The organism is Chlamydiales bacterium, assembly GCA_041395025.1.
In the GTDB taxonomy this organism is placed as follows: Bacteria; Chlamydiota; Chlamydiia; order Chlamydiales; family JAAKFR01; genus JAJACP01.
This window is the reverse complement of record JAWLBH010000001.1, coordinates 251,490-275,313: the sequence shown is the minus strand read 5'-3', so window position 1 is coordinate 275,313 and position 23,824 is coordinate 251,490. Positions and strand designations below refer to the sequence as shown.

At 35.4% G+C, this 23,824-nt stretch carries 24 protein-coding genes; 4 read left to right on the top strand and 20 right to left on the bottom strand.

Translation table 11 applies throughout. The annotated features are described in order from the left end of the window. Positions 1-22: 22 nt before the first annotated feature. The 4 genes from R3E91_01230 to xseA form a co-directional block, all read right to left on the bottom strand. Positions 23-916 carry an NAD(+)/NADH kinase gene (locus R3E91_01230; protein MEZ5314824.1) on the bottom strand — a complete coding sequence of 298 codons (894 nt, stop codon included), beginning with the start codon at positions 914-916 and terminating at the stop codon, positions 23-25. Between the two features lie 100 nt (positions 917-1,016). Further along, the gene (locus tag R3E91_01225; protein ID MEZ5314823.1) at positions 1,017-2,909 is read right to left on the bottom strand and encodes a 1-deoxy-D-xylulose-5-phosphate synthase; all 1,893 of its coding nucleotides are present in this window, start codon (positions 2,907-2,909) and stop codon (positions 1,017-1,019) included. After that, on the bottom strand, positions 2,906-3,169 hold the full coding sequence (gene xseB / locus R3E91_01220) for an exodeoxyribonuclease VII small subunit (GenBank protein MEZ5314822.1): 264 nt from the start codon (positions 3,167-3,169) through the stop codon (positions 2,906-2,908). The genes R3E91_01225 and xseB overlap by 4 nt, the downstream gene beginning before the upstream one ends. Continuing rightward, on the bottom strand, positions 3,162-4,487 hold the full coding sequence (xseA, locus tag R3E91_01215; GenBank protein MEZ5314821.1) for an exodeoxyribonuclease VII large subunit: 1,326 nt from the start codon (positions 4,485-4,487) through the stop codon (positions 3,162-3,164). The genes xseB and xseA overlap by 8 nt, the downstream gene beginning before the upstream one ends. 56 nt (positions 4,488-4,543) lie before the next feature. Here xseA and tpiA point away from each other — a divergent pair, with 56 nt between their 5' ends. The 4 genes from tpiA (at position 4,544) to R3E91_01195 (ending at position 7,915) form a co-directional block, all read left to right on the top strand. Continuing rightward, positions 4,544-5,329: a triose-phosphate isomerase gene (gene tpiA, locus R3E91_01210; protein MEZ5314820.1), complete on the top strand. Its 786-nt coding sequence runs from the start codon at positions 4,544-4,546 to the stop codon at positions 5,327-5,329. Further along, positions 5,326-5,613: a preprotein translocase subunit SecG gene (secG, locus tag R3E91_01205; protein ID MEZ5314819.1), complete on the top strand. Its 288-nt coding sequence runs from the start codon at positions 5,326-5,328 to the stop codon at positions 5,611-5,613. The genes tpiA and secG overlap by 4 nt, the downstream gene beginning before the upstream one ends. Further along, positions 5,610-6,140: a peptide deformylase gene (gene def, locus R3E91_01200; protein MEZ5314818.1), complete on the top strand. Its 531-nt coding sequence runs from the start codon at positions 5,610-5,612 to the stop codon at positions 6,138-6,140. The genes secG and def overlap by 4 nt, the downstream gene beginning before the upstream one ends. 185 nt (positions 6,141-6,325) lie before the next feature. Continuing rightward, positions 6,326-7,915 (top strand): HD domain-containing phosphohydrolase, encoded by a 1,590-nt coding sequence (locus R3E91_01195; GenBank protein MEZ5314817.1) that lies wholly within the window; start codon positions 6,326-6,328, stop codon positions 7,913-7,915. 26 nt (positions 7,916-7,941) lie between these two features. Here the strand turns inward: R3E91_01195 and R3E91_01190 are convergent, their stop codons facing one another. From R3E91_01190 to R3E91_01115, 16 genes are all read right to left on the bottom strand, one after another. Next, the gene (locus R3E91_01190; protein MEZ5314816.1) at positions 7,942-10,140 is read right to left on the bottom strand and encodes a hypothetical protein; all 2,199 of its coding nucleotides are present in this window, start codon (positions 10,138-10,140) and stop codon (positions 7,942-7,944) included. A 137-nt stretch (positions 10,141-10,277) separates the two neighbouring features. Next, complete coding sequence (locus R3E91_01185) at positions 10,278-11,975, bottom strand: HEAT repeat domain-containing protein (GenBank protein ID MEZ5314815.1); 1,698 nt, start codon at positions 11,973-11,975, stop codon at positions 10,278-10,280. 237 nt (positions 11,976-12,212) lie between these two features. Next, complete coding sequence (locus tag R3E91_01180; protein ID MEZ5314814.1) at positions 12,213-13,154, bottom strand: hypothetical protein; 942 nt, start codon at positions 13,152-13,154, stop codon at positions 12,213-12,215. A 48-nt stretch (positions 13,155-13,202) separates the two neighbouring features. Then, positions 13,203-13,928, bottom strand: a complete 726-nt coding sequence (ubiE, locus tag R3E91_01175; protein ID MEZ5314813.1) for a bifunctional demethylmenaquinone methyltransferase/2-methoxy-6-polyprenyl-1,4-benzoquinol methylase UbiE — start codon at positions 13,926-13,928, stop codon at positions 13,203-13,205. After that, positions 13,918-14,643, bottom strand: coding sequence for a menaquinone biosynthesis protein (locus R3E91_01170; GenBank protein ID MEZ5314812.1), 726 nt, complete (start codon positions 14,641-14,643; stop codon positions 13,918-13,920). The genes ubiE and R3E91_01170 overlap by 11 nt, the downstream gene beginning before the upstream one ends. Next, positions 14,644-15,735, bottom strand: a complete 1,092-nt coding sequence (locus R3E91_01165; GenBank protein MEZ5314811.1) for a CofH family radical SAM protein — start codon at positions 15,733-15,735, stop codon at positions 14,644-14,646. Next, complete coding sequence (locus R3E91_01160) at positions 15,713-15,913, bottom strand: hypothetical protein (protein MEZ5314810.1); 201 nt, start codon at positions 15,911-15,913, stop codon at positions 15,713-15,715. Before R3E91_01160 ends, R3E91_01165 begins: the two co-directional genes overlap by 23 nt. Beyond that, positions 15,910-17,793 carry a DUF3604 domain-containing protein gene (locus R3E91_01155; protein MEZ5314809.1) on the bottom strand — a complete coding sequence of 628 codons (1,884 nt, stop codon included), beginning with the start codon at positions 17,791-17,793 and terminating at the stop codon, positions 15,910-15,912. The genes R3E91_01160 and R3E91_01155 overlap by 4 nt, the downstream gene beginning before the upstream one ends. A gap of 171 nt (positions 17,794-17,964) precedes the next feature. After that, entirely contained in the window at positions 17,965-18,309 is a 345-nt protein-coding gene (locus R3E91_01150) for an STAS domain-containing protein (GenBank protein ID MEZ5314808.1), read from the bottom strand. Between the two features lie 137 nt (positions 18,310-18,446). After that, positions 18,447-19,757 (bottom strand): hemolysin family protein, encoded by a 1,311-nt coding sequence (locus R3E91_01145; GenBank protein ID MEZ5314807.1) that lies wholly within the window; start codon positions 19,755-19,757, stop codon positions 18,447-18,449. Between the two features lie 95 nt (positions 19,758-19,852). Continuing rightward, complete coding sequence (gene ybeY / locus R3E91_01140) at positions 19,853-20,311, bottom strand: rRNA maturation RNase YbeY (GenBank protein ID MEZ5314806.1); 459 nt, start codon at positions 20,309-20,311, stop codon at positions 19,853-19,855. Positions 20,312-20,367: 56 nt separating this feature from the next. After that, positions 20,368-20,532, bottom strand: a complete 165-nt coding sequence (locus tag R3E91_01135) for a small basic protein (GenBank protein MEZ5314805.1) — start codon at positions 20,530-20,532, stop codon at positions 20,368-20,370. 3 nt (positions 20,533-20,535) lie between these two features. Further along, a complete protein-coding gene (locus tag R3E91_01130; GenBank protein ID MEZ5314804.1) occupies positions 20,536-20,706 on the bottom strand; it encodes a hypothetical protein in 171 nt (56 codons plus the stop codon). 50 nt (positions 20,707-20,756) lie between these two features. Continuing rightward, entirely contained in the window at positions 20,757-21,395 is a 639-nt protein-coding gene (locus R3E91_01125) for a DUF502 domain-containing protein (protein MEZ5314803.1), read from the bottom strand. Further along, complete coding sequence (locus R3E91_01120) at positions 21,392-21,955, bottom strand: DNA-3-methyladenine glycosylase (protein ID MEZ5314802.1); 564 nt, start codon at positions 21,953-21,955, stop codon at positions 21,392-21,394. The genes R3E91_01125 and R3E91_01120 overlap by 4 nt, the downstream gene beginning before the upstream one ends. Beyond that, on the bottom strand, positions 21,939-23,795 hold the full coding sequence (locus tag R3E91_01115) for a ribonuclease R (GenBank protein MEZ5314801.1): 1,857 nt from the start codon (positions 23,793-23,795) through the stop codon (positions 21,939-21,941). Before R3E91_01115 ends, R3E91_01120 begins: the two co-directional genes overlap by 17 nt. Positions 23,796-23,824 lie beyond the last annotated feature (29 nt).

The following is a 23,824-nucleotide window of genomic DNA, read 5'->3' as shown; positions in this document are numbered from 1 at the left end:
TTATGTATATACAAGTTTCTATTTAGTCTCGATATTCATTAGGATGATTTAAATCATTATAACGAAGTTGACCTGTCCATCCAAGTTTAGAGCGTAAAGTAGAAAAAAAGTCAGAGTGTGCAAGATGGACCATTTTAAATTTTCTTTTCGCACAACTCATACTCACTATCTCATGAGTGGCAAGTGGATGAGAAGAAAATCCATCACAAGTCACCTCAACTGGATTATAGGGACTTAGGTACTGGATCTCAATTTTATCAGATGGAAGAAGAACGATTGGACGATTAGAAATGGTATGGGGGTTGATGGGGGTAATTACAATTGCTTGTAAAACTGGTGTAAGGATAGGACCGCCAGCAGCTAAAGAGTAAGCAGTTGACCCATTGGGTGTCGAAATGATGATGCCATCTGCACAAAAAGTATTGAGATATTTTCCATCTACATGAATTGAAAGATCAACTAGAGAAGAATTGCGTGAGCGATGAATAACGATTTCATTAATCGCAAAAATCGCTTGTTTATCAGAGATCATCCCCTCCATAGTCAAGCGTTCTTGAATCGTGTAAGATCCATTAAGAAGTTGATCTAGGCTAGGGTAGAGATGAGATAAAGGCACATCTGCCATGAAACCAAGGTGTCCAAGATTGATTCCGAGGATAGGTGCATTAAGATAAGGAAAATGATGGATCATGCGTAAAATAGTCCCATCTCCACCAAGGGAAATTAAAAAATCAATTTTATTAGGTTCGATAGAGTGTAAAAAAGGAATATTTAACTGAGTGGCTTCTTCTTCACGTGCAATCACAGTGACCCTTCTATTTTGTAAATATTCAATGACTTTTTGTGTGATTTCAGAAGAGCCTCTCTTTTTCATGTTGGTGAAAAGAGCGATGATTTTATTAAAATCTCTCTTCATATCTTGAATCGCCTGTTTTTACTCTTTTTTAATTAATTTAATTATCTCTTTAGTAAAGAACGGAGGAAAAAATAGACTGAATTTCCATTTTTATAAAAAATTATCTATTCGAATATTGGAAAAATGGAAAATGAGCCATAACTTTTTGCAACATTTTTTCGGGAGTTAATCCAAGCTGGTTTAGTAAATCCTCATACCCCCCTTGTTCTACAAATATATCAGAAACTCCGAAATTTAAGATTTCAACTTGTCCAAAATCATGAGACATAAGAAAGTCGTTGACTTCGCTTCCGAGCCCCCCTTTAATTGAGTGCTCTTCAATAGTGACAATACGGTTATATTTAAGAAGTAAATCTGAAAAGAGGTTTTTATCAAATGGTTTTATGAAGATTGGATCAACTACTCCAGCTGATATTCCTCTTTCTTGAAGTAAATCACGTAGACATAACGCAGCTTCACATTGGTGGCCAAGAGCAATAATGAGAAGATCCTCTCCTTCAGCTAATACCTCTCCCTTTCCAAGCGGACGGTGACATATTGCATTCTCCGATTCTTCCGTTGGTAAGTTAGGATAGCGGATCACTGTCGGGCGTTTCCAGCTGAATGCAGATTCAAGTAGCTCTTTAAGAAGATGGCCATTTCTGGGTTGGCAGATCACTATATTAGGCATAGTACGTAAAAAGCCAATTTCATAAATACCATGATGAGTGGCTCCATCATTTGGAGAAAGTCCACCTCGGTCGACAGCAAACACAACTGGAATTTCTTGCAGACAAACATCTTGAAAAAGATTGTCTAGAGCCCTTTGAAAAAATGTTGCATAAATTGAACAGACAACATCAAGATCTCGATTCTTAGCTAGACCCCCTGAAAAGGTAACTGCATATCCTTCAGCAATTCCAACATCAAAAAATCTTTTTGGATATTTTTCCTGAAAAGAGACAAGACAAGAACCCAGAGACATTGCAGGAGTAATGACAACCAGTCGACTATTTTTTTTACCCATACTTAACATGTGTTTACCAAAGATGCTAGGAAATGTGAGCTTTTGAGATAAAGAAGGAAGAAATTGGCATGTTTTGGGATCAAAAGGTTTGACACCATGGTATAAAATAGGATTTTGTTCAGCTTGTTCAACTCCTTGTCCTTTTTTTGTCAGAATATGAATGACAATTGGCATATTTAGATTTTTTACTGCTTGAAAGATTCCAATGAGTTTTTTTACATCATGTCCATCGATTGGACCAATATATGAAAAGCCAAACTGTTCAAAGAAAGGAGCTGAGCTAACAATATTTTTCACTGATTCGGTAAGTTTGAGCCCTTGTTTAGCAAGAGAAGTCCCGCAAATAGGAATTTTTGATACAAAAGTTTCTAATTCGCGCGTCCATTTACTAGTTGTTGGGTTATTTAAAAGGCGACTCAATATATTCGTGATTCCACCTACATTTTTTGAAATCGACATTTTATTATCATTAAGAATCAAAATAAAGCGAGACAAGTTACGAGAAATATTATTTAAGGCTTCCAGGGAAAGACCGCATGTTAATGTCGCATCACCAATAATAGGAATCACATGATGATCTTTATCAAATAGATCTCGTGATTGAGCTATCCCAAGAGCAAGAGGGAGCGCAGTGCCTGCATGGCCAGCATAGAAATGATCATGAGGGGATTCTTTAGGATCAGAAAAACCACTCAATCCTTTGTATTGACGAATTCTATCAAAACGAGAGTCATTTCTTCCTGTGATTAATTTATGGGTATAAGTCTGGTGACTGACATCAAAAATCAATACATCACGAGGAGAATCAAAAACGTAATGAAGGGCAAGGGTGAACTCGACACTCCCTAAGTTCGAAGCAAGATGACCTCCTTTCACCGAAAGGACAGAAATAATTCGTTCCCGAATTTCTCCTGCAAGTGTTTTTAATTCGAGAATTGAGAAATGTTTAAGATCTTTAGGAGAGGAGATATTTCCAAGGTGAGTCAAAATGCCTCTTGAGGTTCAAAGGGTTTTTTAAGAGGTATCTCATCCTCATCGATTTCGATTTTCCCATCTCGTCTTTTAATTAAAATTTCAATACGTTCTTCAACCTCTGATAAACGTGAGCTGCATCCTATAATCAATTGATCAGCTTCTTCATAGAGTTTAAGTGACTCATCCAAAGGAACATTTCCAGAATTCATTCGTTCTAGAATGACTTCTAATCTTGCAAATGCTTTTTCGAAATTAAAAATTTGTTCATTCATCTTCTACCCTTAAAACCCTTTCACCGTTGCTAAATAAGGCTTTGACTTTTTGTCCAGGACTTAAATGTTTAGCTGATAATATAACTGAATCTTCATTTAAGGCCAAGATGATGGCATATCCTCTTTTTAATACATTTTTTGGATCTAAAGATTGTAGTTGTTTAACGATTTCTTTTAATCTATGTTTGTTTAATGCGATTTTATTTTTAATAGCTTGATTCAGTTGTTTGATTTTTTCACATAGATGATTCTGAGAAAGGATAAATTGATTTGTAGGTTTTAAGCCATTAATATCTTTTTTCTTTCCTTCTAGCATATAGCGCTTGCCGAGGAGCATGTGTTTAATTAATCTATCCAAGGAACTCTTAATCTCATCCAGCTTTTGTAAATTGCCTCCTATGAGCATGTAAGAAGTTGAGAACATCGGATGAGAGGTATATTTTTCAAGAGTCACTCGGGAGTGTTTGACTTGATGAAGAAGAGCACTTGTTAAATGGTTATGCATTTTTTTTAAAATTTGAAGATGATGCTGTTTTTCTACGCTCACAATTTCAGCAGCAGCTGAAGGAGTAGGCGCTCGTTTATCAGCAACAAAATCTGCAATCGAAATATCCGTTTCATGACCAATTGCTGAAATGACCGGAATTGTACTCTCAAATATTGCTTTAGCAACGATCTCTTCATTAAACGCCCATAAATCTTCGAGACTACCTCCTCCTCTCCCAACAATCATTACATCGCATAACTTGTATCTATTCATCTCTTCAATAGCATTTGCAATTTCAGCAGCAGCTGTATTACCCTGCACACGAATAGGATTCAGAATCAGATGAAACCCTGGATATCTTCGTGATAGGATATGAATGATATCACGGATGACAGCCCCTGTGGGACTAGTCACAACACCGATGCAATGAGGAAATTTTGGAATAGATTTTTTCTTCTCTTCACTAAACCATCCACGTGCACTAAGCTTTTTTTTCAGTGTTTCAAGTTTTAGTAGCAGTTCCCCTATCCCTTGGTATTCAATAGATTTTGCAATAATTTGATATTTTCCATGAGGAGGATAGACAGAAAGAGATCCTTTCAAAATGACATGGTCGCCTTCTTTCAGTAGACGAGTAATAGTATGTTCATTCCCTCGGAAAAGTACGACAGGGATTTTTGCACCAGTATCCTTGAGATCAAAATAGAGATGCCCACTTGCTTGAAGTTTATAATTACTTATTTCGCCCTGAACAGTGATATTTATAAACTTAGATTCGAGTTGATGTTTAATCGCTAAAGTTAATTCGGTAACGGTAATGAGAGTTGACAAACTGTTCATTTTGATGATAAACTATCAAAAATTTTTAATCTCAAATAAAGATAAAAATGGCGCAAACATCAGATGTCCATCGACCTATCATAATCACAGCTAATTGGAAGATGTATAAGACAATTGAAGAAGCAAAAACGTTTATTAAAACTCTAGCATCCCTTACCCAACAGAGTCAAGCGACCATTTACCTAGCTGTTCCTTTTACAATCATTCAAGCTGCTGTAAATTGTGCAAAAGAGCATAAGATTCCGATGATAGTTGGTGCACAGAATATGAATGATGCAAGTGAAGGAGCTTTTACTGGAGAAATTGCAGCTCGCATGCTTATAGAAGTAGGAGCTCAATTTGTTCTTCTTGGTCATTCAGAGAGACGTCTCTATTTTCATGAAAGCAATCTATTTATTAATCGTAAAATCAAACGTGCTTTGAAAGAATCTCTACAACCTGTTCTTTGTGTAGGTGAAACTCTTGACGAACGAGAAGCTGGGGAGACGGAAATGGTCATAAAAACCCAGTTACTTCAATCTCTTGAAGGGGTGAATCCAAAAGAATTATTGAAATTGATTATTGCCTATGAGCCAGTTTGGGCAATTGGGACAGGGAAGAATGCTGATCCTATAGAGGCTCAATTAGCGCATAAGTTGATACGGCAAGTGATTAGAGAAGAATGGGGAGAAGAAGTAGCAATGAATATGGTGATCCAATATGGTGGCTCAGTTAAGCCAGACAATGTGAGTGAGCTAATTCACCAACCTGATATTGATGGTTTACTTATTGGAGGAGCTTCTCTTTCTATTGATTCATTTATTAAAATTATTCATGGTGTAATACCGAAATGACTATCGTTTATTATTTATTTCTTTTTCTTTTTCTTTTTATTTCTTTGATTCTTTGTTGTGTGATTTTAGTTCAAGAAAGTAAAAGTTCTGGTCTTGGTGCTTCATTTGGAGGGGATGTAGGGGATTCTTTATTCGGAGCATCTACCCCTGAAGTGTTAAAAAAGATTACAGCTGGGCTTGCTATTTGTTTTCTTGGTGGATGTATTATTTTATCTTTATGGACTGGGGCAATAGGACGTGCAAAAGCACAGCAGAGAATAGGTACAGAGCTTATTGAGCCATGAAGCTACCTCTTTACTATTACAATCACCCTATTTTGCGGAAGCAATCTACTCCTGTTGGAAAAATTACAGATGATATTCGTCAGCTTTGCTTCGATATGATCGAATCAATGCTTGCTTATAAAGGGATTGGATTAGCTGCTCCACAAGTTGGTCATCTTTTGCGGATTTTTGTTTCCAATGTAGATTTTGAAGATGAGAAAGGAGAAATTCATCTAGGAGAGCCAGTAGTTTTTATTAATCCTATCCTTTCAAATCCAAGCGATGTTTTTGTAGAAAGAGAAGAAGGGTGTCTTTCCATTCCAGGATTGTATGAATTCGTGAAACGTCCTTCGAAGATTACTGTTGAAGCAAAGAATCTCGAGGGAAATTCTTTTAAGAAGGAGTGTTACGGTTATCATGCTCGAAATATTATGCATGAAAATGACCATCTTAATGGGACTCTTTTTATTGATCGAATTAAAGGGAAACGTCGTACTCTTATTGAACCAAAGCTGCTTGAGATTAAGCAAAAATATTTTCAAAAATAATTTTCTCATATAGAAACCTATTCACTTAGCTTATAGTGAAAACACTGGATATAAAATCTTTTGTATCATTCAGAAAACTAGAAACTTAGTTTACACAAAATTTTCTTGATAATAAAAATATTTTTACATGAATAAAAATCTGTTTATAATTATGTATTAATACTATTCTAAATTTTAATATTTGCATGGATTTAAGTTATAGTATTTTAAAAAAACTCAATGAAATTGGAATTGCTCTTTCAGAAGAGCATGATATTCCTCGTTTACATGAAAGAATTCTTCAGAATGCTAAAGAATTGACTCATGCTGATGGAGGAACGATTTACACTGTTCTTGAAGGAAAAAAGCTTCGATTTGAAACCATTTTATCTAATTCGCTTAAACTTCATCTTGGTGGAACTTCTTCTAATGCGATTACTTTTGAGGATATTCCTCTTTTTTTAGAGACAGGTCAACCCAATAATAATTTAATAGTTACCTACTCAGTAAACTATAAGCAGACGGTCAATATAGAAGATGCATATAAAAAAGGAGCAAATTTCTCTGGGACACGTGAATTTGATGCCCAGACTGGATATCTGACAAAAGCCGTTTTAACTATTCCGATGAAAAATTATGCGGAGGATGTAATTGCTGTTCTACAATTACTTAATCCCACGAATCCTATCGATGGAACAATTTCCTCTTTTTCTCAAGAGGATATTCAACTTGCAGAATCATTTGCTTCACAGGCAGCGATTGCTCTCAATAATCAGTTATTGATTCGTAATCTTCGTGAACTTTTTGAGGCTGTCATCCGTATGATGACTTCTGCTATTGATGAAATTTCTCCCTCAACTGGAAATCATGCCAAGCGTGTTCCTCTCATTACAGAACTTCTTGCTGAGGCAATCAATAGGACAAAAGAAGGTCCATTTAAAGAATTTTTGTTTAATCATAAACAACTTTATGAGTTAAAGATTGCTGCTTTATTACATGACTGTGGCAAAATTACTATTCCAACACACATCATCGAAAAAAGAAAAAAGCTAGAGAGTGTATATGATCGTTCAGAGATTATAGATGTGCGTTTCAAAGGACTAGAGATCAAAGAAGAAAATCATCTCCTAAAAAAAAAGCTTGATTGGTTGGCTAACTATCATCCAGACAGTCTTCGTGTTGCTGAAAGTTTTTTTGATTCTTTTGATCAAGCTTATCATCAAAAAATACTGAGTATAAAAGAGGATCAAAAATTCATTCATCGTTGTAATGATTCTACTGAGCCAGTCACATCAGAAACGATCAAAAATATCGATCGAATAGCCTCACTTTATTGGAACGAGAATGAACCTATTCTTACTTCTGAAGAAAGAGAAAATTTATTAATCCCAGAGGGAAATTTAACAGAAAAAGAGCAATCAATTATCAGAAATCATTCCTTAATGACTTATCGGATGCTTTCACAAATTCCATTTCCTAAAGAGTTATCTGCTGTACCTGAGATTGCTGCTTCTCATCATGAAAGAATGGATGGGAAAGGATACCCTCGTGGATTAAAAGGTCAGGATATCTTGATCCAGTCGAGGATTTTAGCTATTGCTGATGTCTTTGAATCGCTCTCTTCTCCTGATCGTCCCTATCGAAAACCAGCTACTATATCTGAGGTTTTGAAGACGATGAGTAGGATGGTTAAGGCAGGCTATTTAGACCCATCCTTATTTGATATTTTTATAAAAGACAAGGTTTATCTCAAATATGCCATCCATTACTTAATGCCTGAGCAAATTGATGTTTAATCATTCTATGTTTCAAGCTGACATAGCTATCGGTAAGATAGTTTAGGTGGTCGTTCTGGGTTGATTTTGAGAGAGATTAGATACCGATGATCAGCAACACGCTTTTCATAGATTAGGCGGAGGTCCCAGTGGTTAAATAGGGTTCTTCGAAATTCAACCTGATATTCTAGAAAATTTTTCTGTTTTTCTCTAAATAGCTCACCATTTTTTCCAATAAATGTTTGATGACCACGATTCCATCCATAACGGGAGTCTAATTGTGCAGTCCAATTAGGTGTAGGACGGATAAACATGCGAAACAGCAAAGTTTGTCGACGAAAGGAAAGAGGGGATTCAAGAAGTTCTTTTTCATTATGAGCACTTTCTAAGATAAAGTTATAAAAATCTGCTTTACGCCAATCAAATTTGCTATGGTAACAATAATCCAATCCAAAGGCTAGATGATGACTAACTGTCGCATCAATTCTACCAGAGAAAAAATCCACTTGATCGTTTAAAAAATTCCATCCCCCATCTAGAGTAAACAAAAGAGATTGAGAAGGCTGCCATTCGATATTTAGATATCCTTTAGGAATGGCTTTTCGATGGGTTTTTTGATCAATAAAAATATTTGCCCACGCATCTACTGTAAGAGGTTGAAATATTCCAGAAGATCCTTTGACAAAGATCTTGTTTTCGATCCCCATTTTTAAAAGATTGAGTTGATGATACCCATCATTGATGGTAAAGATAAAGTGGTCATTGTTAGAGACACTCGGTTGTGTAAGATAGGTATAATCAATATAAGGCTTAACAAGATGTTTCAATCTTTGATTAGATTTTGATAGACAAGAGTTGAAATGGATTCCAAATTTTCCAATCCCTTGTCCTGCTGAATTTCCAGACGGGGTGTTAGTATAGCCAATGCCAATAAAAGCCACTTCAGGTGTTGCAGTAATGGGTCCAAACAAAAAAGGACGGTAAGCATGAGGAGAAAAAGAGATTCTACCTGATTGGAAATTTTTCCCATGTACATCTTCACTAAATGCATAATTTAGATAACTAGCTTTAAAAATATTTTCGATGATAATTCCCGTATGGGGAATTTGAAAAGGATGCAGATAAAAACTAAAAGTCGGGAGTTCTTGGTTAACTGATTGGAAAGAATTAATACGCACATTACCAAATAGAGCGGCTATCCATAGATCTGTTTGTTTCTTCAATTCAAGCTGGGTGCGTCCTGCTGTAGGTAGTTCGAAATCTTGAATTTGGAAGTCAGATGCCATATTTGGATCACTCACATAATCATACATCCCATCAATACTCATTCCATAAAAGCTATCATGGTAGGTGCCTTGAAATTGATAACGATCCCGGTCATTTGGATCGTTGATCGCGATATCATGAACATAATAACTGCGAGTATAAAATTGTGTGGATTTAAATTTCTGATGATAACGCGTTTCAATACCGCCCCCTAATCCGTGACCAAAAAATTCATCGATTCGAGCTGTTCCCTGAAAATCTTTCCAGTTAAGAAAGTGATAAAGAAGACCAAGATAGGACCCCATGAACCCCCCCCAACCAAATTTCACAGCGAAAGGAGTATTTCGACAATTTTCTAAGTCAAAACAGATTTGCGGAAACCAAAATACGGGGATCTCTTCAATAGTAAACGTGATGTTTTTTGCTTCCATCACATGGTTTTTCGAAAGGGTAATCTTTGGTGAACGAATAGCTATATCTGGGTATTTTGCCTCAGATGTTGTGAGAAAACCATCTATGACTATTAGATGTCCGTCTTCGAAAAGTAAAATTTCGTTTCCTCCTAAATACCAAGGAGGCTGAGCTGTTTTACCATGAATGAGAAAACCAGTATGAGTGAGAAAGTCATAATAAAGAGAATCACCTACAAGAACCCATTCTTGGTAGTCAATTAAGAGGTTACCATGACATTCGATAGTAAACACAGGAGGATCAATATCAAGATTATGGGTATAGATGAAAGATTGTGCTTGGACTCGAAAATTAGGAGCAATAAGTACGCCTCCCTCCTTTGTGGATAGAACCCCATCCTCATAACATGGATGATTTAAATCGAGAATAATTTGAGGTTGATCTTTAGGAATTGATAAATCAAAAGCAGAATATTTATTCTTAGTTTTCGAATCATGAAAAGAGTCAGAAAGTCCTCCTAGAAGAGTGAGTGGAGAGACACAAAGAAAAATCAGATAAAAAAACCACATTAGAAAATATGTTGTATACAAAATCAGAGAGATTATTTTATGCAATACAATAATCTAAGATTTCATTTTGAATGAGTAAGAAACCATCTTATTATCAAAGAGGAGTGTATGCAGTTGATGCATTATTTGACCAGATATTACTCAGTTGTTCTGATCAATAATCCTGCAAGAGCATATTTATTTTTTGGGTTTCCATAAGCCATCGCATAAATAAGAGCTTCCAATCCAGCTTGATTTTGTCTTTGAGCAAGTGTTTCAAATGTTTCAACTAAAAAACGGGAAGTTTCTTCAGGAGTGAGTGCATGTTGATTTGGAAGAAAATTTTCATCATCTGATTCACGAAATTGAATCATTAACTGATCACCAAACGATTTTACCCAATTGATCAGTTGTTGTTGATAGGGTCCCTCTTGACCTAGTCTGTAAAGAGCAAGAGTGCAATAGTTACGTATGAGTGGCTCTCCCGCTTTTTGCTGCCCTTCTGATAGAAGGGCTATACTCTCTGGAGTTCCTGTATTTTCGAGTAGCATAGCAGCGAGAGGGATTAATTGAGTTTGTTTTTCATCAATGAGTTTTTTTACAATTTTTAGAAATTGATCATTTGGTAGTTCAATAGACTCCATAAGGACTTTTTCACGTAATGCAAGTGTCTGTTGGATCACTCCGGGGTACCCTTGAGTATTTTGATGATGGGAAGGAATTGTTTTCCAGGCTTTAAGTCCACGACCTGGTGAGGAAAAGGCTATGAATCCCAAATCCCTACTTCCTGGAATCAAAATCTCTGTAAGAGAAGTTTCTTCACGGAGTTGCAAGAGTGATAAGCTTGCATTAAGACGCACATCTCGATCCACATGAGAGGTCATATCATGTAGAACTTGTCTTCCCTCTTTGATTATGCCAAGTGATGTAATAGCAAATAGATCACCTAAACGTGCCATCTCTTCAATGAGTTTTAAAGCCTCACAATCACCTATTTCATAGAGAGCTACTGCAGCAGCAAGCCGTACCTCTTTTCGGTAACTTTGTAAGCAGTTTTTAAGCAAAGGAATGGATAGAGTATCTTGCAGTGCACCTAATGCAAGAAGACAGGCTTCTTGTTGAGCATGGTGAGTTTGTGAAGCAAGGTGGCGAATTTGAGGAAGAAAGTCATCGCGTCTCATTCTTGCAATAGCTAAAATTGCTTCAATACGTACTTCAATATTTGCATCTGAAAGTAGTTGTTTTAGATACTGATTCGCTTCTTTTCCATCTAAGTGAATAATAATTTGTGGAAAGAGGGATCGGACAAAATCAGGAATTTTTACCATCAGTGACTGCATGTGCATTAAAACGGAGGGATGATTTTTTTTGGCAAGTTGGTAGCACCCCTCAAGTTTTGTAAGAAGAAAAGGAGATGAAAGCGCTTCTAAAAGAAGCTCATCTGCTCGATCATCATTTTGTTTTCCTAAGTAACTTAAAGCGATAAGCTGAATTCGTGGCTCTTTAGCATGAATGCCTTTCTCAAGGATATGAAAAAGATCAGAAGAATTAGCGATCCCAGCACCAAACATGCACATCAATTGTGTTTCTAGGTCATCAGATTCAATGCCTTCTTCAAGCAGGCTTATGCCAGCTTGTTGTAAAAGAGCAAAATCATGTTCTCCATTTGCTTTTGCATATTTAAGATAGTTTTCAAAAGCTAATGCTGTTTTCCCTCGATGAAGAAGATAGAGCATTTGCCCAGACACCTCTATTGGATAGGAAGCAAATATGATTGAACTACAAAGATTTAAGATTGCGAATATAAAAGTAAGAATGATTTTTTTTTCTATTGTTAAATCGTCCAGTAATCTCATGAATGGATGGTTCATCTTTTGTTTTCATTAAAAATTGATGGCCAACTCTAAAAATACTTTTTGATTTCGTTCACGTCTAGGTGAATTTATATTTTTTTCATAATTTATTCTCTAATTCATCGTTTTGGAAAAATTCAAAGAAAAGTTTTTTACGATCCATTTTTACTGTCAACTATAAGCTGAAGTCGATATGAATCTTTAGGATTTTTATCAAGAAGTATTGAGATAGGGGTTTCTTTAACAGGCAGGAGGAGATAGAGAATATTTTTGATATTCAGGCAAATGGGATGATGCAGGTGCAGTTGAAAAATGGTGGCCATTTTTCACATAAATCTTGTATTCAATCTCTAAAATAGCCTTACTAGCATTTAAGCTACTAAGGATAGAGTAGGGGTGAAGTGCTTTTAGTTGTACCGTTTTTTGATAGATTTCTGTCAAAGTCTGGATCCTTTGTCGCTCTTGTGATTTGAAAATCACAAGGCGCACAAGGTGGCCAGATAGAGAACAGAAACTAAAAGCTCCTCCAGCAATTGCTAAAGGAACTGCAGCAGAGTTTAAAGGGGATCTATAATACAGAGAAGTAAGAGCCAAAATGGCTGAAACCATCAAGAAAACAGATGCGGGGATGATTATAGAAGTAAAGGTGGTTGCTACAGTTTTATCCTTAAGGGATTGACTCTTTTGAAGAATCAGTAGATGACAAATCTTTTTTATCTTTTCGCATTTGGTATTTAGACATATTGTGTTAATTTCTCTAATCTCTTTTCGCGTCTTACAAATTGCTCGTCCTTGTTTAATTGTGGCATAAATAGAGAAAGAAAAAATAGAAAATAAAATCATGATAGCAAAGATAAGAAGTGTAGCCTCACAATCATTTTGTCCTCTAACGGCGGCTCCTACACCTCGATGATAATAAGGAAAAAACAGAGGAGGCGAGACTAATTGATCAATCAGATTGAGAGCAATGAGACTTTCTAGATCACTATTCCTATCTTCTATCAGTTCTTTTTGCAATTTCCTATTTTCATGGAGTGTCGCGAGAACAAGTTTTGTAATCTTTTGTTTTTCTATTTCAAGAGCTTGTTCGTCTTCTAAACGACTTTCTTCTAAACAACTTGATGGAACTAAGTATGAGTCTTTTAAATAAAAAGAAAGTTGCGTTACAGGGTTTGATGACATAAAAATCTTTCACTCATTTCATAAACTATGAAAACCCCCTGATGATGGCTATTTTTTTGAAATATGTCTAGGATTTTTTTTGTGAAGAGTCGAGATAAATAAGGTGGCTAAACCTCCCATAAGAGGAATAATTTTTACTTTCCTGAATCCTGTATCTCTTAGTTGTCCTTCTAGTTCATTGCACGAGGCAAAATTCTCTATACTTTTAGAGAGATAGCGATAAGCATAAATATTTTTAGCTATACATTTACCTAAAAAAGGAAGGAAAAATTTCAAATAAATTTTATGTGCAAAACGTAAGAAAGGAGAACTTGGTCGAGTTAACTCTAAAATTGCAAAGCATCCTTCTGGTTTTAAAACACGAATGACCTCTTTAAAACATTGTGTAGGATTTTGCACATTACGGATACCATAAGCTATTGTCACAGCATCAACTGAATCTGTTTCTAGGGGAATATCTTGGGCATCTCCTTCAATAAGGCGATAACGTTTTTGGAATGCACTTCCTTTTTCTTTTGCAATTTCTAACATTTCAGGACAAAAGTCTAAGAGAATAGCTTGGCTATTTTGACTCTTTGCTAAAAAACCTAATCCAATTTCACCAGTTCCAGAACATAGATCCAGCAAAATATTTGCCTGAGTCACCGATTGAATTAATTTTCTATTCCACATTTTATGACAACCAAATGAGAAAATCGTATTTGCATAGTCATAATTTTTAGCAATACTGGCAAACATAGCCTGAATAGATTCAGGTTTGGATTTATGATACATCTTCTTTTAGTTTTTTAAACAGATCGAGCCCTTCAAGTTCTCTTTCTTTGAGTTGGTAATGGAAACTGTCATAATAATGATTAATAAGCAATTTGGGTAATTGTGTCTGGTGATAGGCCACCTCAACTAGATGTTGACGGTGGATCTTGCTCCATTCTAATGCTTGTCGAAGTTCTTTGCTATCAAAGAGTACTCCTTTTCTTATGGCAATGACTGCAAAGACAAAAGGTAAGCCTGTCATTTGATACCAAGCAGTTGCTAGATCAATTGTTTTATGATGAGGAATGGTTAAACGTTTAAGCGCATCATCTCCAATCATCAGGATTCCATCATAACTCTTACCTTTTATAAGAGGAAAAAACTGAGGGGTGACATTCCAAAAGTGACGGCATAGAATTTTTAATAAAATCACAGAAGTCGCACTCTGATGGGTCAAACCGATAGATCCTCCTTCTAATTTGCCTCGTAAATAGAGATTGACACTTAAAGATTCTTGATACGTTGCAATGCAAAGATCAGGAGCCAGTTGGTAAGAACCTTGTAAATATTCAATGGAACTAGTCAGAGCTGCTTCGATTTTTTCTGTACGTAAATAGTCATTTAAAATTGTGGGAATTCCATACTCAAAAGTGTGTGTTGTCTTCAGTACTCCCAATTTAAAAGGAAGATAAAAGGGCAGAGCATTGATATAACTCACTATTCCAAGATGCACCATTTACATAGAACCTGAATGAGTTAAAAGAGGAGTTCTTCCTGCTTTAAGAATTAAACTTGCCATTGTCTCTTTATTCATAATCAAATTCGAACCTCCAGCCATGGCAATGATTTTTTCCTCTGTATTTGTGGAAGAGAGATCATTTCCACCCCATCTGAGAATTTCTAACGCATCTTTTATTCCAATATAATTCCAAAGAATTTTTAGATGAGGGATATTATCTAAAAATAGACGAGAAACAGCATAGATTAGGGGAGTATTTTTATTTTTCAGTGCATTTTTTCTTTTTCCAAGTGCATTATTTTCTTCTCCAAATTTTAAGGGAATAAATGCACGAAAACCATTTGTATCATCTTGAAGATCACGCACTTTAGTTAAGTGAGTCACAATATGCTCATAGGTTTCAAGATGTCCAAAAAGCATAGTAATATTTGAGTGTAAACCAAGCAAGTGAGCTTGCTTATGAATTGCGAGATATTCATCGGAAGTGATTTTCCCTGGGGCAATCTTCTTTCTAATCTCCTCAACCAAAATTTCTGCTCCACCACCTGGAAGAGAGCCTAACCCCCAACTCATCATTTTTTTGAAGACTTCTTGAATAGAAATATGATGAAGTTTTGATAAAAAATCATATTCGACTGGAGTTAATGCTTTAATATGGAGATTAGGATCAAGTGTTTTGATCTGTTTAAATACCTCCTCATAATAATCCAAGTTACATTCGCGCCACAAACCTCCAACTATATGAATTTCTGTTAGCCCTTGATTGAGATTCATTTGAATTTTTTTTTGAATATCTGCAGGTGTAAGAAACCAGGCTTTTTTCCATCCTGGCTTTGCATAAAATGAACAAAGAGGACAATTAAGTTCACATAGATTTGTAGGATGGATATAGAGAGTCGAAGCAAAAGTGACAACATGACCTACTTTTTCTTCTCTTACCTTGTCTGCCATTGAGCGAATGCATTCCAGTTCATCAGGATGAGTTGTTTTTAGCAAAGAAAGTGCTTCTTCAGGAGTCAGACGTTCCTGATGACAGACTTTATCTAGAATACGATGTAGGGTTTGGTTATTTGTTTTTTTTACATACATCTTTTTCATTTTGACAGATAGAGCATGAACGACCATTTTTCTTATCTTCTTGAGGTCTACCACATCCTCGATTTAGCTTTGATTTGCCTGTGAAAAACAATCCAATTCCTAATCCAAATACTACACATCCCATTAAAATAATTGAAATCACTATTGTAAGAGAAAGAGAATTATTCATTTTTGGTTGGTTTTATTGACGATCTTTATTGAATAATCAATCCAAATTGGAGAGCTCCAAGCAATATGTTTATTTTCTTGAGTGACCCTTAAATAGTAAAAGACAAAAGGATTCTTCTCTTTTCCATCAAGAGTGATTTTATCTAATGGTTCCATATCATCGAATTGGTAATCATAATGATAGTCTTTTGGTTGAAAAGTATGCATCACTTTTCCATTACGAATAATTTCAATTAATTTAATCTTGTCAGTTCCAGCAACATAACCTGAAAGATGTCTATTGACCATTAAACCAGGTTTAAGATGACTGCTTAGCTCTGATCCCATAGGATGACCTGCTATGTAAAAACCTACAATTATGCGTGCTCCTGTTGTAGCATAGCAATTGCGTTTAGCTAAGGCCTCTAAGATCGATTCACGTGTATATTTTTCACAAATAATTGCTGTTAAACCTGGATTATACTGCAATTGTTCACTATGGTAGAATTCGCTATATATTCCACGATCATCTAATCCTCCTGCAACAAAGCCAAAACGCAAATTTTTCTTGAGTGCTTCAATAATAGAACCTTGAGGATTTGCCTCAACCTGACCTGTAATGGGATGAGTAGAAGCCATTTCTTCTGAGCTTCCCCATGCATTATAGATTTCCACAACCCGTTCAAAATCTTGGTTAAATTCTTTGAAATCAAAATGGTTCCCTTCTCCCATAGTAAAAGTAGGAATGGAAAGAATATCTTTTGTTGTGAAGGTTTTATAGATTTTTTCTAAAGAAGAATTTTTTAGCTCTTTTTGGCGTAAGATAGATTTATTATCTTTATAATAGAGAATTTCTCTTAACCCCTCTTTCCCAGGTTCTCCTCGATATTGAAACCCAGGAATCGCCACAAACCGGTCTTCTTCATTGAAATCCGCAATATTTTGACAAAGAGTCTTCCAAAGTTCATTAGATGTTTCGTCTACACTATCAAAAGAAGAAGTTGCAAAAAAATTAAAGGCTTTTTCATCACGGAAGTGACGGAGGCAATTTTCAATGTTTTCAGTAGAATCTACACGTTCTGATTCACCATGCAAGAGGCCCCAAAATAAATGATCACTATTTTCTGCAAAACACTTAATTGGTGGAGAGGTATAAATGTGATTATTATGGAGGTTTTTTAATTGAATCCTATATACACCAGCTTCATTAAAGTAAAGATTAGGAAGTGTAACAAACCCTGCTTCAGGGACAAAAAGTTTCCAGTTTAAATTTTCTCTTAAATGCTCGTAAGAAAGTTCAATAAGAGTTTCTGTAGGGGCAAAGTTAGTCAGATTTCCAAACTCATCTTCAAAACGAACAGTAATGTCAAAGCGTTTATTTTTAACGACAAAAGAAGGAGTAAGGATTTTAATCGTATGCAATTTATTTCCACGAATATCAATTGTAAAGATTTCTGGATCTTCATAATTTCCTTTTCCCTTAGGATCAATATAGAGGTAAAAAGGACGACGACGTTGAATTGTAAGCTGGCATTCATTCCCACAGTCGCTTGAATCCTTATGAGCTGTAGGAGGTGCGCCTATAAAGATTGTAAATTTCTGTCCAATTTTCATGCTTTTTGGGAGTACGCAAGTGAACTGTGGTACAATCATATTGGGATTTTCCACCTCTTCAAACTGAACAATTTGCCCATTTTCAAGCTCAAGATAGATGACATTAGCCTCTTCCTCTAGATTCACTGAGGGGACTTCCCAGTCAATATCTCGACCCTGACTCAAAATATCAAATTTCAATCGTGTCCCTTCAGGAAGAGAATTAGCCGTTGTATATTGAAATTTCCAAGTAGAGGTTTGCCCAGAACGGGCGATCTGTGGTTCAGAGTAGCAAATAGATCGACGCATAAGAGAAATAAATAATTAAAATTTAGAAAGGCTGAGCATATCTATGAGAGAGATTAATCTCAATTACATAGTGAAATTAAATTTCAAAAAATAATTTTTTTATTCAACAGCTTTGCAAGCTAGAGACATATCATGAGGAATAAGACAATCTATCGGTTTTTTCAATTTCATTTAGAGATGCCCTTTTAAGGCAGTGATCGCTTGATCTTGATGATCATAAACTTTAAAGTAGGAGAGAAATCCAGTAATATAAAGGACGTTTTCAATAGCTTTAGGAAGCGCAACAAGGAGAATACGTCGATTTTGTTTCTCGATTTTCTTATGACAGTGGACAAGAAGACGAATTCCAGCGCTAGAGATATAGCTTAGAGCAGAAAAATCCAAAATCACATTTTTCGTGCCCATTTCAATAGATTGAAGGATTTTTTTTTCAACTTCTTCAGAAGCACTGCTATCTAAACGTCCTTTTAAGACAAAAATCATCGCATTGTTTTCTTTTTTTTCAGTAATTTCCATGATCTAGTCTAAATTTTATCAGGAGATAGCGAAATGTTTAACAGATTGTCAAGTGTTATCTTTTATTTATGCAGACCATTTTTCTCATAGCATAATCAACAGAACTCTTTCAATTGGATTGATAGTAAGTTAGATCTTTAATCTTCGTGTATTTTTTTTCTAGCAGTGATTCGCACTTTTTCAACACTTTTATCTGAAGAATGCAAAATTTCAAGATCAAAGTTTTGGTAATGAATCTTTAAACCTTTTTGTGGAATTGCTCCTACTTTATGGAAAATATACCCCCCAATTGTATCGTAATCTCCTTCTTGAGGAAGATGAATATTAAAATTTTCTTCTATATCTAAAATTGTCATCCTCCCATCAACAATCCAGCTTTTTCCTCCCGATTCAGTTGTATAGTTAGCTTCTTCACTAGTATCATATTCATCTGCAATTTCTCCAACGATCTCTTCTAAAATATCCTCTATTGTAACTACACCTTCTGTTCCACCATATTCATCAACGACAATTGCCATATGCATTTGTTTGGCACGAAATTCTTGAAGGAGCTGTGAGGCCTTTTTTGTTTCGGGTGTATAAAAGACATTTTTTATGATTGAATCGATAGGGGATGCAATAAGAGAGGTTTTATCTCTGTCTTCAAGAGAATTCATATAGATTTCAAGAATGTCTTTAAACATTAATACCCCAATCATATTATCAATCGTTCCTTTATATACTGGAATTCGGCTATAACCCTCATTGATAAAGGATTGAGCTGCAAGCCGGATAGGTGTTTCAGCAGCTAGGCTACATAAATCGACTCTTGGTACCATAATTTCACGTACGATACGATCTTTAAATTTTATTACTGATTCAATCAGTTTTTTATCTGATCGATTAAGTTTTCCTTTTAAGCCTTTTTTTCTTAACACCTCCACAACTGTTTCTTTCATTTCTTCAACTTGATTCCCTAATTGTGCTTTTTCTTTTGCACGAGCTGAATACCATGCAAATTTTACAAATAAAAAGGAAAAAGGCAGTGAAAGAAAGAGAAAAAAAGAGGCAAATGGCATAGAAAAAGATAAAGCATAATCAGCAGCTCGTATACTCCATAGGCGAGGAAAAAACTCTCCGAATAATGAAATTCCTAATAAAAGGACTAGTAAAATGATAATGATTTGCCAAATAGAAAGAGAAAAAAGGAACAACGCATAAACTATTGTGAAAACAAATCCAAGAAAAGCGAAATTTTTTCCAAGTATCGTAGAAAAAATAAGGAGTTCAAAAGGAGGATCGTTAAAAATAAAAAGGTGAGAGGGATAATAAAAAAAACATTTACGATGTTGCTTAATCACATTTAAGGAAGAAATCTCTCCCAAATGCATGAAAGCATAAGAAACTGTGGTTAAAAAAAAGACCCCAACTAGAAAGAAAGAGGCAATAAGAATAGTATGAGTTAACATGGATTTTTAATTATAATAAAGAAAAAATATTCCTTTGATTAGCTGCATGAATTTTCAAAAATTATCTCATATTTATACATGTGTATTTTTGATGTTTACCCCTTTAAGAGGATTTGATTACGAATAAGAAATGTCATTAATTTTTGCTCAGCCTTGCGCATTTTTGCTCTATCGTGTTCTCCAATATCATTATAACCAATAAGATGCAAAAGCCCATGCACAAGATAAAGGGTGATTTCATGGTAGTAGTTTTGATCTTTGCTATTTTTTTTTAGTATATATTCAATCCCTGTTCGAGGACAAATAAAAATTTCACCTAGAACATGTGATCCTAAAAATTGATGCTGATCTATTGGAAAAGAAATACAATCTGTCGGAGAGGGGTCTCGGAAAAATTTCTTGTGGAGTTCCACAATCATTTTAGTTGTCACAAAATGGACAGACACTTCATCTGTAGAATATTTTTCTTTTACTAAGACCTGACTCACAATCGGCTGAACCGAGTCAGGATCAATAGAAAGATCAGATTGTTCATCAAAAACAAAGACTTTCATGCACTTATTTCACTTGAATTTGATTTTTGAAATTTATATTCAAGTTTTTAAGAGAGTTAGATTTCAATAGATGGCGTTTTAGGAAGACCTGTAACTATTTTATTCTTTTCTTGATCCCAACGACCCAGTTTCTTTAAAACTTCAATGCGCTCAAAACGTTTAAGTACATTGCGCTTTTGACCAGTTTTTGTAGATTTTCCGTAACTTTTATGACGAGACATTATTTAACCTTTCTTGACTTTAGCAATAAATACTCCTTCCATCAAAACAGCATTTTCATGCTCTTTAAATCCTTTAGAAAGATGATCTTTTTTTGATCCTGTTTTTGGAAAAGGATGTTTTGTTTTATAGGGGGATCGACCCCGACGTTCTGCTTTTTTCCCAACACGAGTCATTTTATAACCTCACAAATGAAAAAGCATTTTACTGTCTTAATACAAAAGCTTCAAGATAAAATCTCAGGTAGATTGACTGAGTCCGAGGTGATGACTCCACAGGAGATAATATATTTGAATGCATCTTCAATCTTCATATCAAGATAAACTACTTCATCTTCTTTATACATCATTAAAAAACCTGATGTCGGATTCGGGGTCGTTGGAACAAACACAGTAATTAAAGGAATTCCCATCGTTTTCTCACAGATTCCAGGGGCTGGACTACTCACAAGACCAATAGAGTAAGCTCCATTTGTTGGAAAAGGAACCATGACAACTTGCTTAAAAGAACGAGAAGAAGAGCCGAAAATAGTTTTTATGACCTGTTGAGTGGCTTTATAAATTGTTTTAATAATAGGAATTCTATGTAGGATATAATCATAGACTGAAAGTAGAGATTTAAACACGACAATACGTGCTAGAAAACCAAGAAGAATGGTGAAGAAACAGATTCCAAAAAGCAAAATAATCCGGAGGATAATGTGAATTAATGTTTGATATTGTTGGAAAAAAGGGATAGCGATTAAAAAATGTTCAATTAACCCAACGAAAGGTCGAGTAAGAATATTAATAATGAATCCTAATAAAAGGACTGTCACGGCAAGGGGAAGAAGGATAATAAGACCAGTAATAAAATATTTTTTCATTTAAATAAAAATCTCCAAGGAAGAAGGGCATCTTGTCCAGCATAATCAATACCGACACGCGGTTTTGCTATAATTGTTTTAGAGGGTTTACCTTTTTCAATCCAGATGGTTTCTTCAAGTAAAGAGTAGCCGTTGAGATTTTTATCAATTCCAAGAGCTTGGGCAACTCTTCCTGGACCATTCACAAATGTCTTATCAATTTTCTTTTTTTGTCGTCTTTGTAGCATCGTATTGATGCCAATAAGAGGAGTAATTGCACGGATTAAAATAGCATGTGGAAGACCTTGATGATTAGTCACAATATTCAGCATACTATGAATTCCATAGCATAGGTATACATAAATGACTCCACCTTCTTGAAACATCACTTGGTTGCGTTTTGTGAGTCGATTTTTATAGGCATGAGAAGCCCGGTCTTCTGGCCCACGGTAAGCTTCTGTTTCAATAATTTTTCCTCCAGTTAATAGACCTTCTATTGAAGTAAAAAGAAGACAACCGAGTAGTTCTTGGCTAATCTTGACAACATTATCACGTAAATAGAAATTAAGAGGGAGTTTCATATTTGATGCGTTTCCATTCGATATCTTGCCTGATCAAGTTCACTTTTATCACTTTAAGATGAATAACCTCACCTATTTTCAGAGTACATTTTTCATGAATGAATCCTTCTAAAAGGAGTTCAGCTACTTCAAACCCAAATCCAAAAGACTTAACAATCACGACAATAGCTTGATAAATTTTATCTGGATTGTCTTTTTGGATCTTTTCAAGGAATCGCATTTTCTTTAACAGAATAATGGTATTTTCAGCTCTGTTTGCAAGCCGTTCCTTTTCTGAAGATGTTTTGGCAATCTTTTCATAGTTTGCTTCTGGATCTATCTTTTCAAATAGAAGACGATGGACAACAAGGTCAATATATCGGCGGATCGGGCTTGTAAAATGTGTATAATGTTCAAGTCCTAGTCCGTAATGACCAATGTTATCTAATGAATAACTAGCCATTTTCATAGTGCGAATAAACTGTATTGCAAGAAATTGACCCACAGGACTTGTCCCTATCTGATCAAATAGGGATTGAATTTCTTTCCCATCAGGTTGTTCAGAAATGCAAAAACCAAGTTGTTTTGCAATGAAGGAAAAATCTTTCATATTTTCTGGATTGGGTTCTTCATGAATTCGATAGGTAAGGGGTTTTCCCTCTTGATGCAAATGAGTGGCTACGATTTCATTGGTTTTGAGCATAAATTCTTCAACCAGCTGATGGGTTACATCATAATCCACTATTTCAATCTTGGTCGGCATCCCCTTATTATTCACTTGGATGGCTGTATCAGGCAAAGCAAAGTCTATACTTCCTCTACTCAATCGCAATGTTTTCAGATGACTATGTAAATCCCTCATTAACTGCAATTCTCTAAAGAAAGGATTTTGTCTTTTCCCTTCTAGCACTTCTTTTGCCTCTTTGTAAGTAAAACGATGTTTACTCTCTATAACACTGCGTGTAATCCGATAACTTTTTAGCTCTCCTATAGGATTAAACTCCATCAAAACTGAGACGGCTAGTCGATTGACTTTAGGTTTAAGGCTACAAAGATGGCTTGAAAGTTCATATGGAAGCATCGGGAGAACTTTTTCAGGAAAATAGACAGAGCTACATCTTTTTCCTGCTTCTTGATCTAAGCAGGTGCCCGATTTAACATAGTAAGAGACATCAGCAATATGGACGCCTAATTGATACTCTCCTTCTTTGTTTTTTGTGATTGAAAGTGCATCATCAAAGTCTTTTGCTCCATCAGGATCAATAGTAAACGCATCGAGTTTTCTTAAGTCCTCGCGTTCTAAGATCTGTTCATCAGTCACATTTTTCCCATAACCTCTTGCTTCTTCTAAAGCCTCAAGAGGGAATGTATCTTCTAATTCAAAATCCTTAATAATACTTTGAATGTCACATGAAGGATCGGAAATATGACCAAGATAAGCGGATATTTCTCCCACATTGTCTTTTGATCCTTTCCCCCACACAAGGACATGAATCATGATCCGATCACCTACTTTTAAATCATGTGCTTTAGAAGGTAAAATCCGCATACGTTCCCTTTCTCCTAACAAGGGAATATAGGCATAAATTTTTTCTTTTTGTCTAATCGAGATAATAACCCCAGAGAGGTAGGTACGTCCTCGTTTCAAGATTTTTACTATTGCACCTTCTGGACCTTTTTCTGAAAAAGACTGTGTATAAACACGTATTTTCACAATATCTCCATCGACCGCTCCTTTCATTGCAGAGCGTGGAATAAAAATGTCATTAGGAGATTGAGAACGATCATCAGGAATTAAAAACCCAAATCCTTTTGGATGAACACGAATCGTTCCAATCAAAATAGAAGATTTTTTTTTCATAGGCAAAATTCTAACAAAAATGTTCTTTT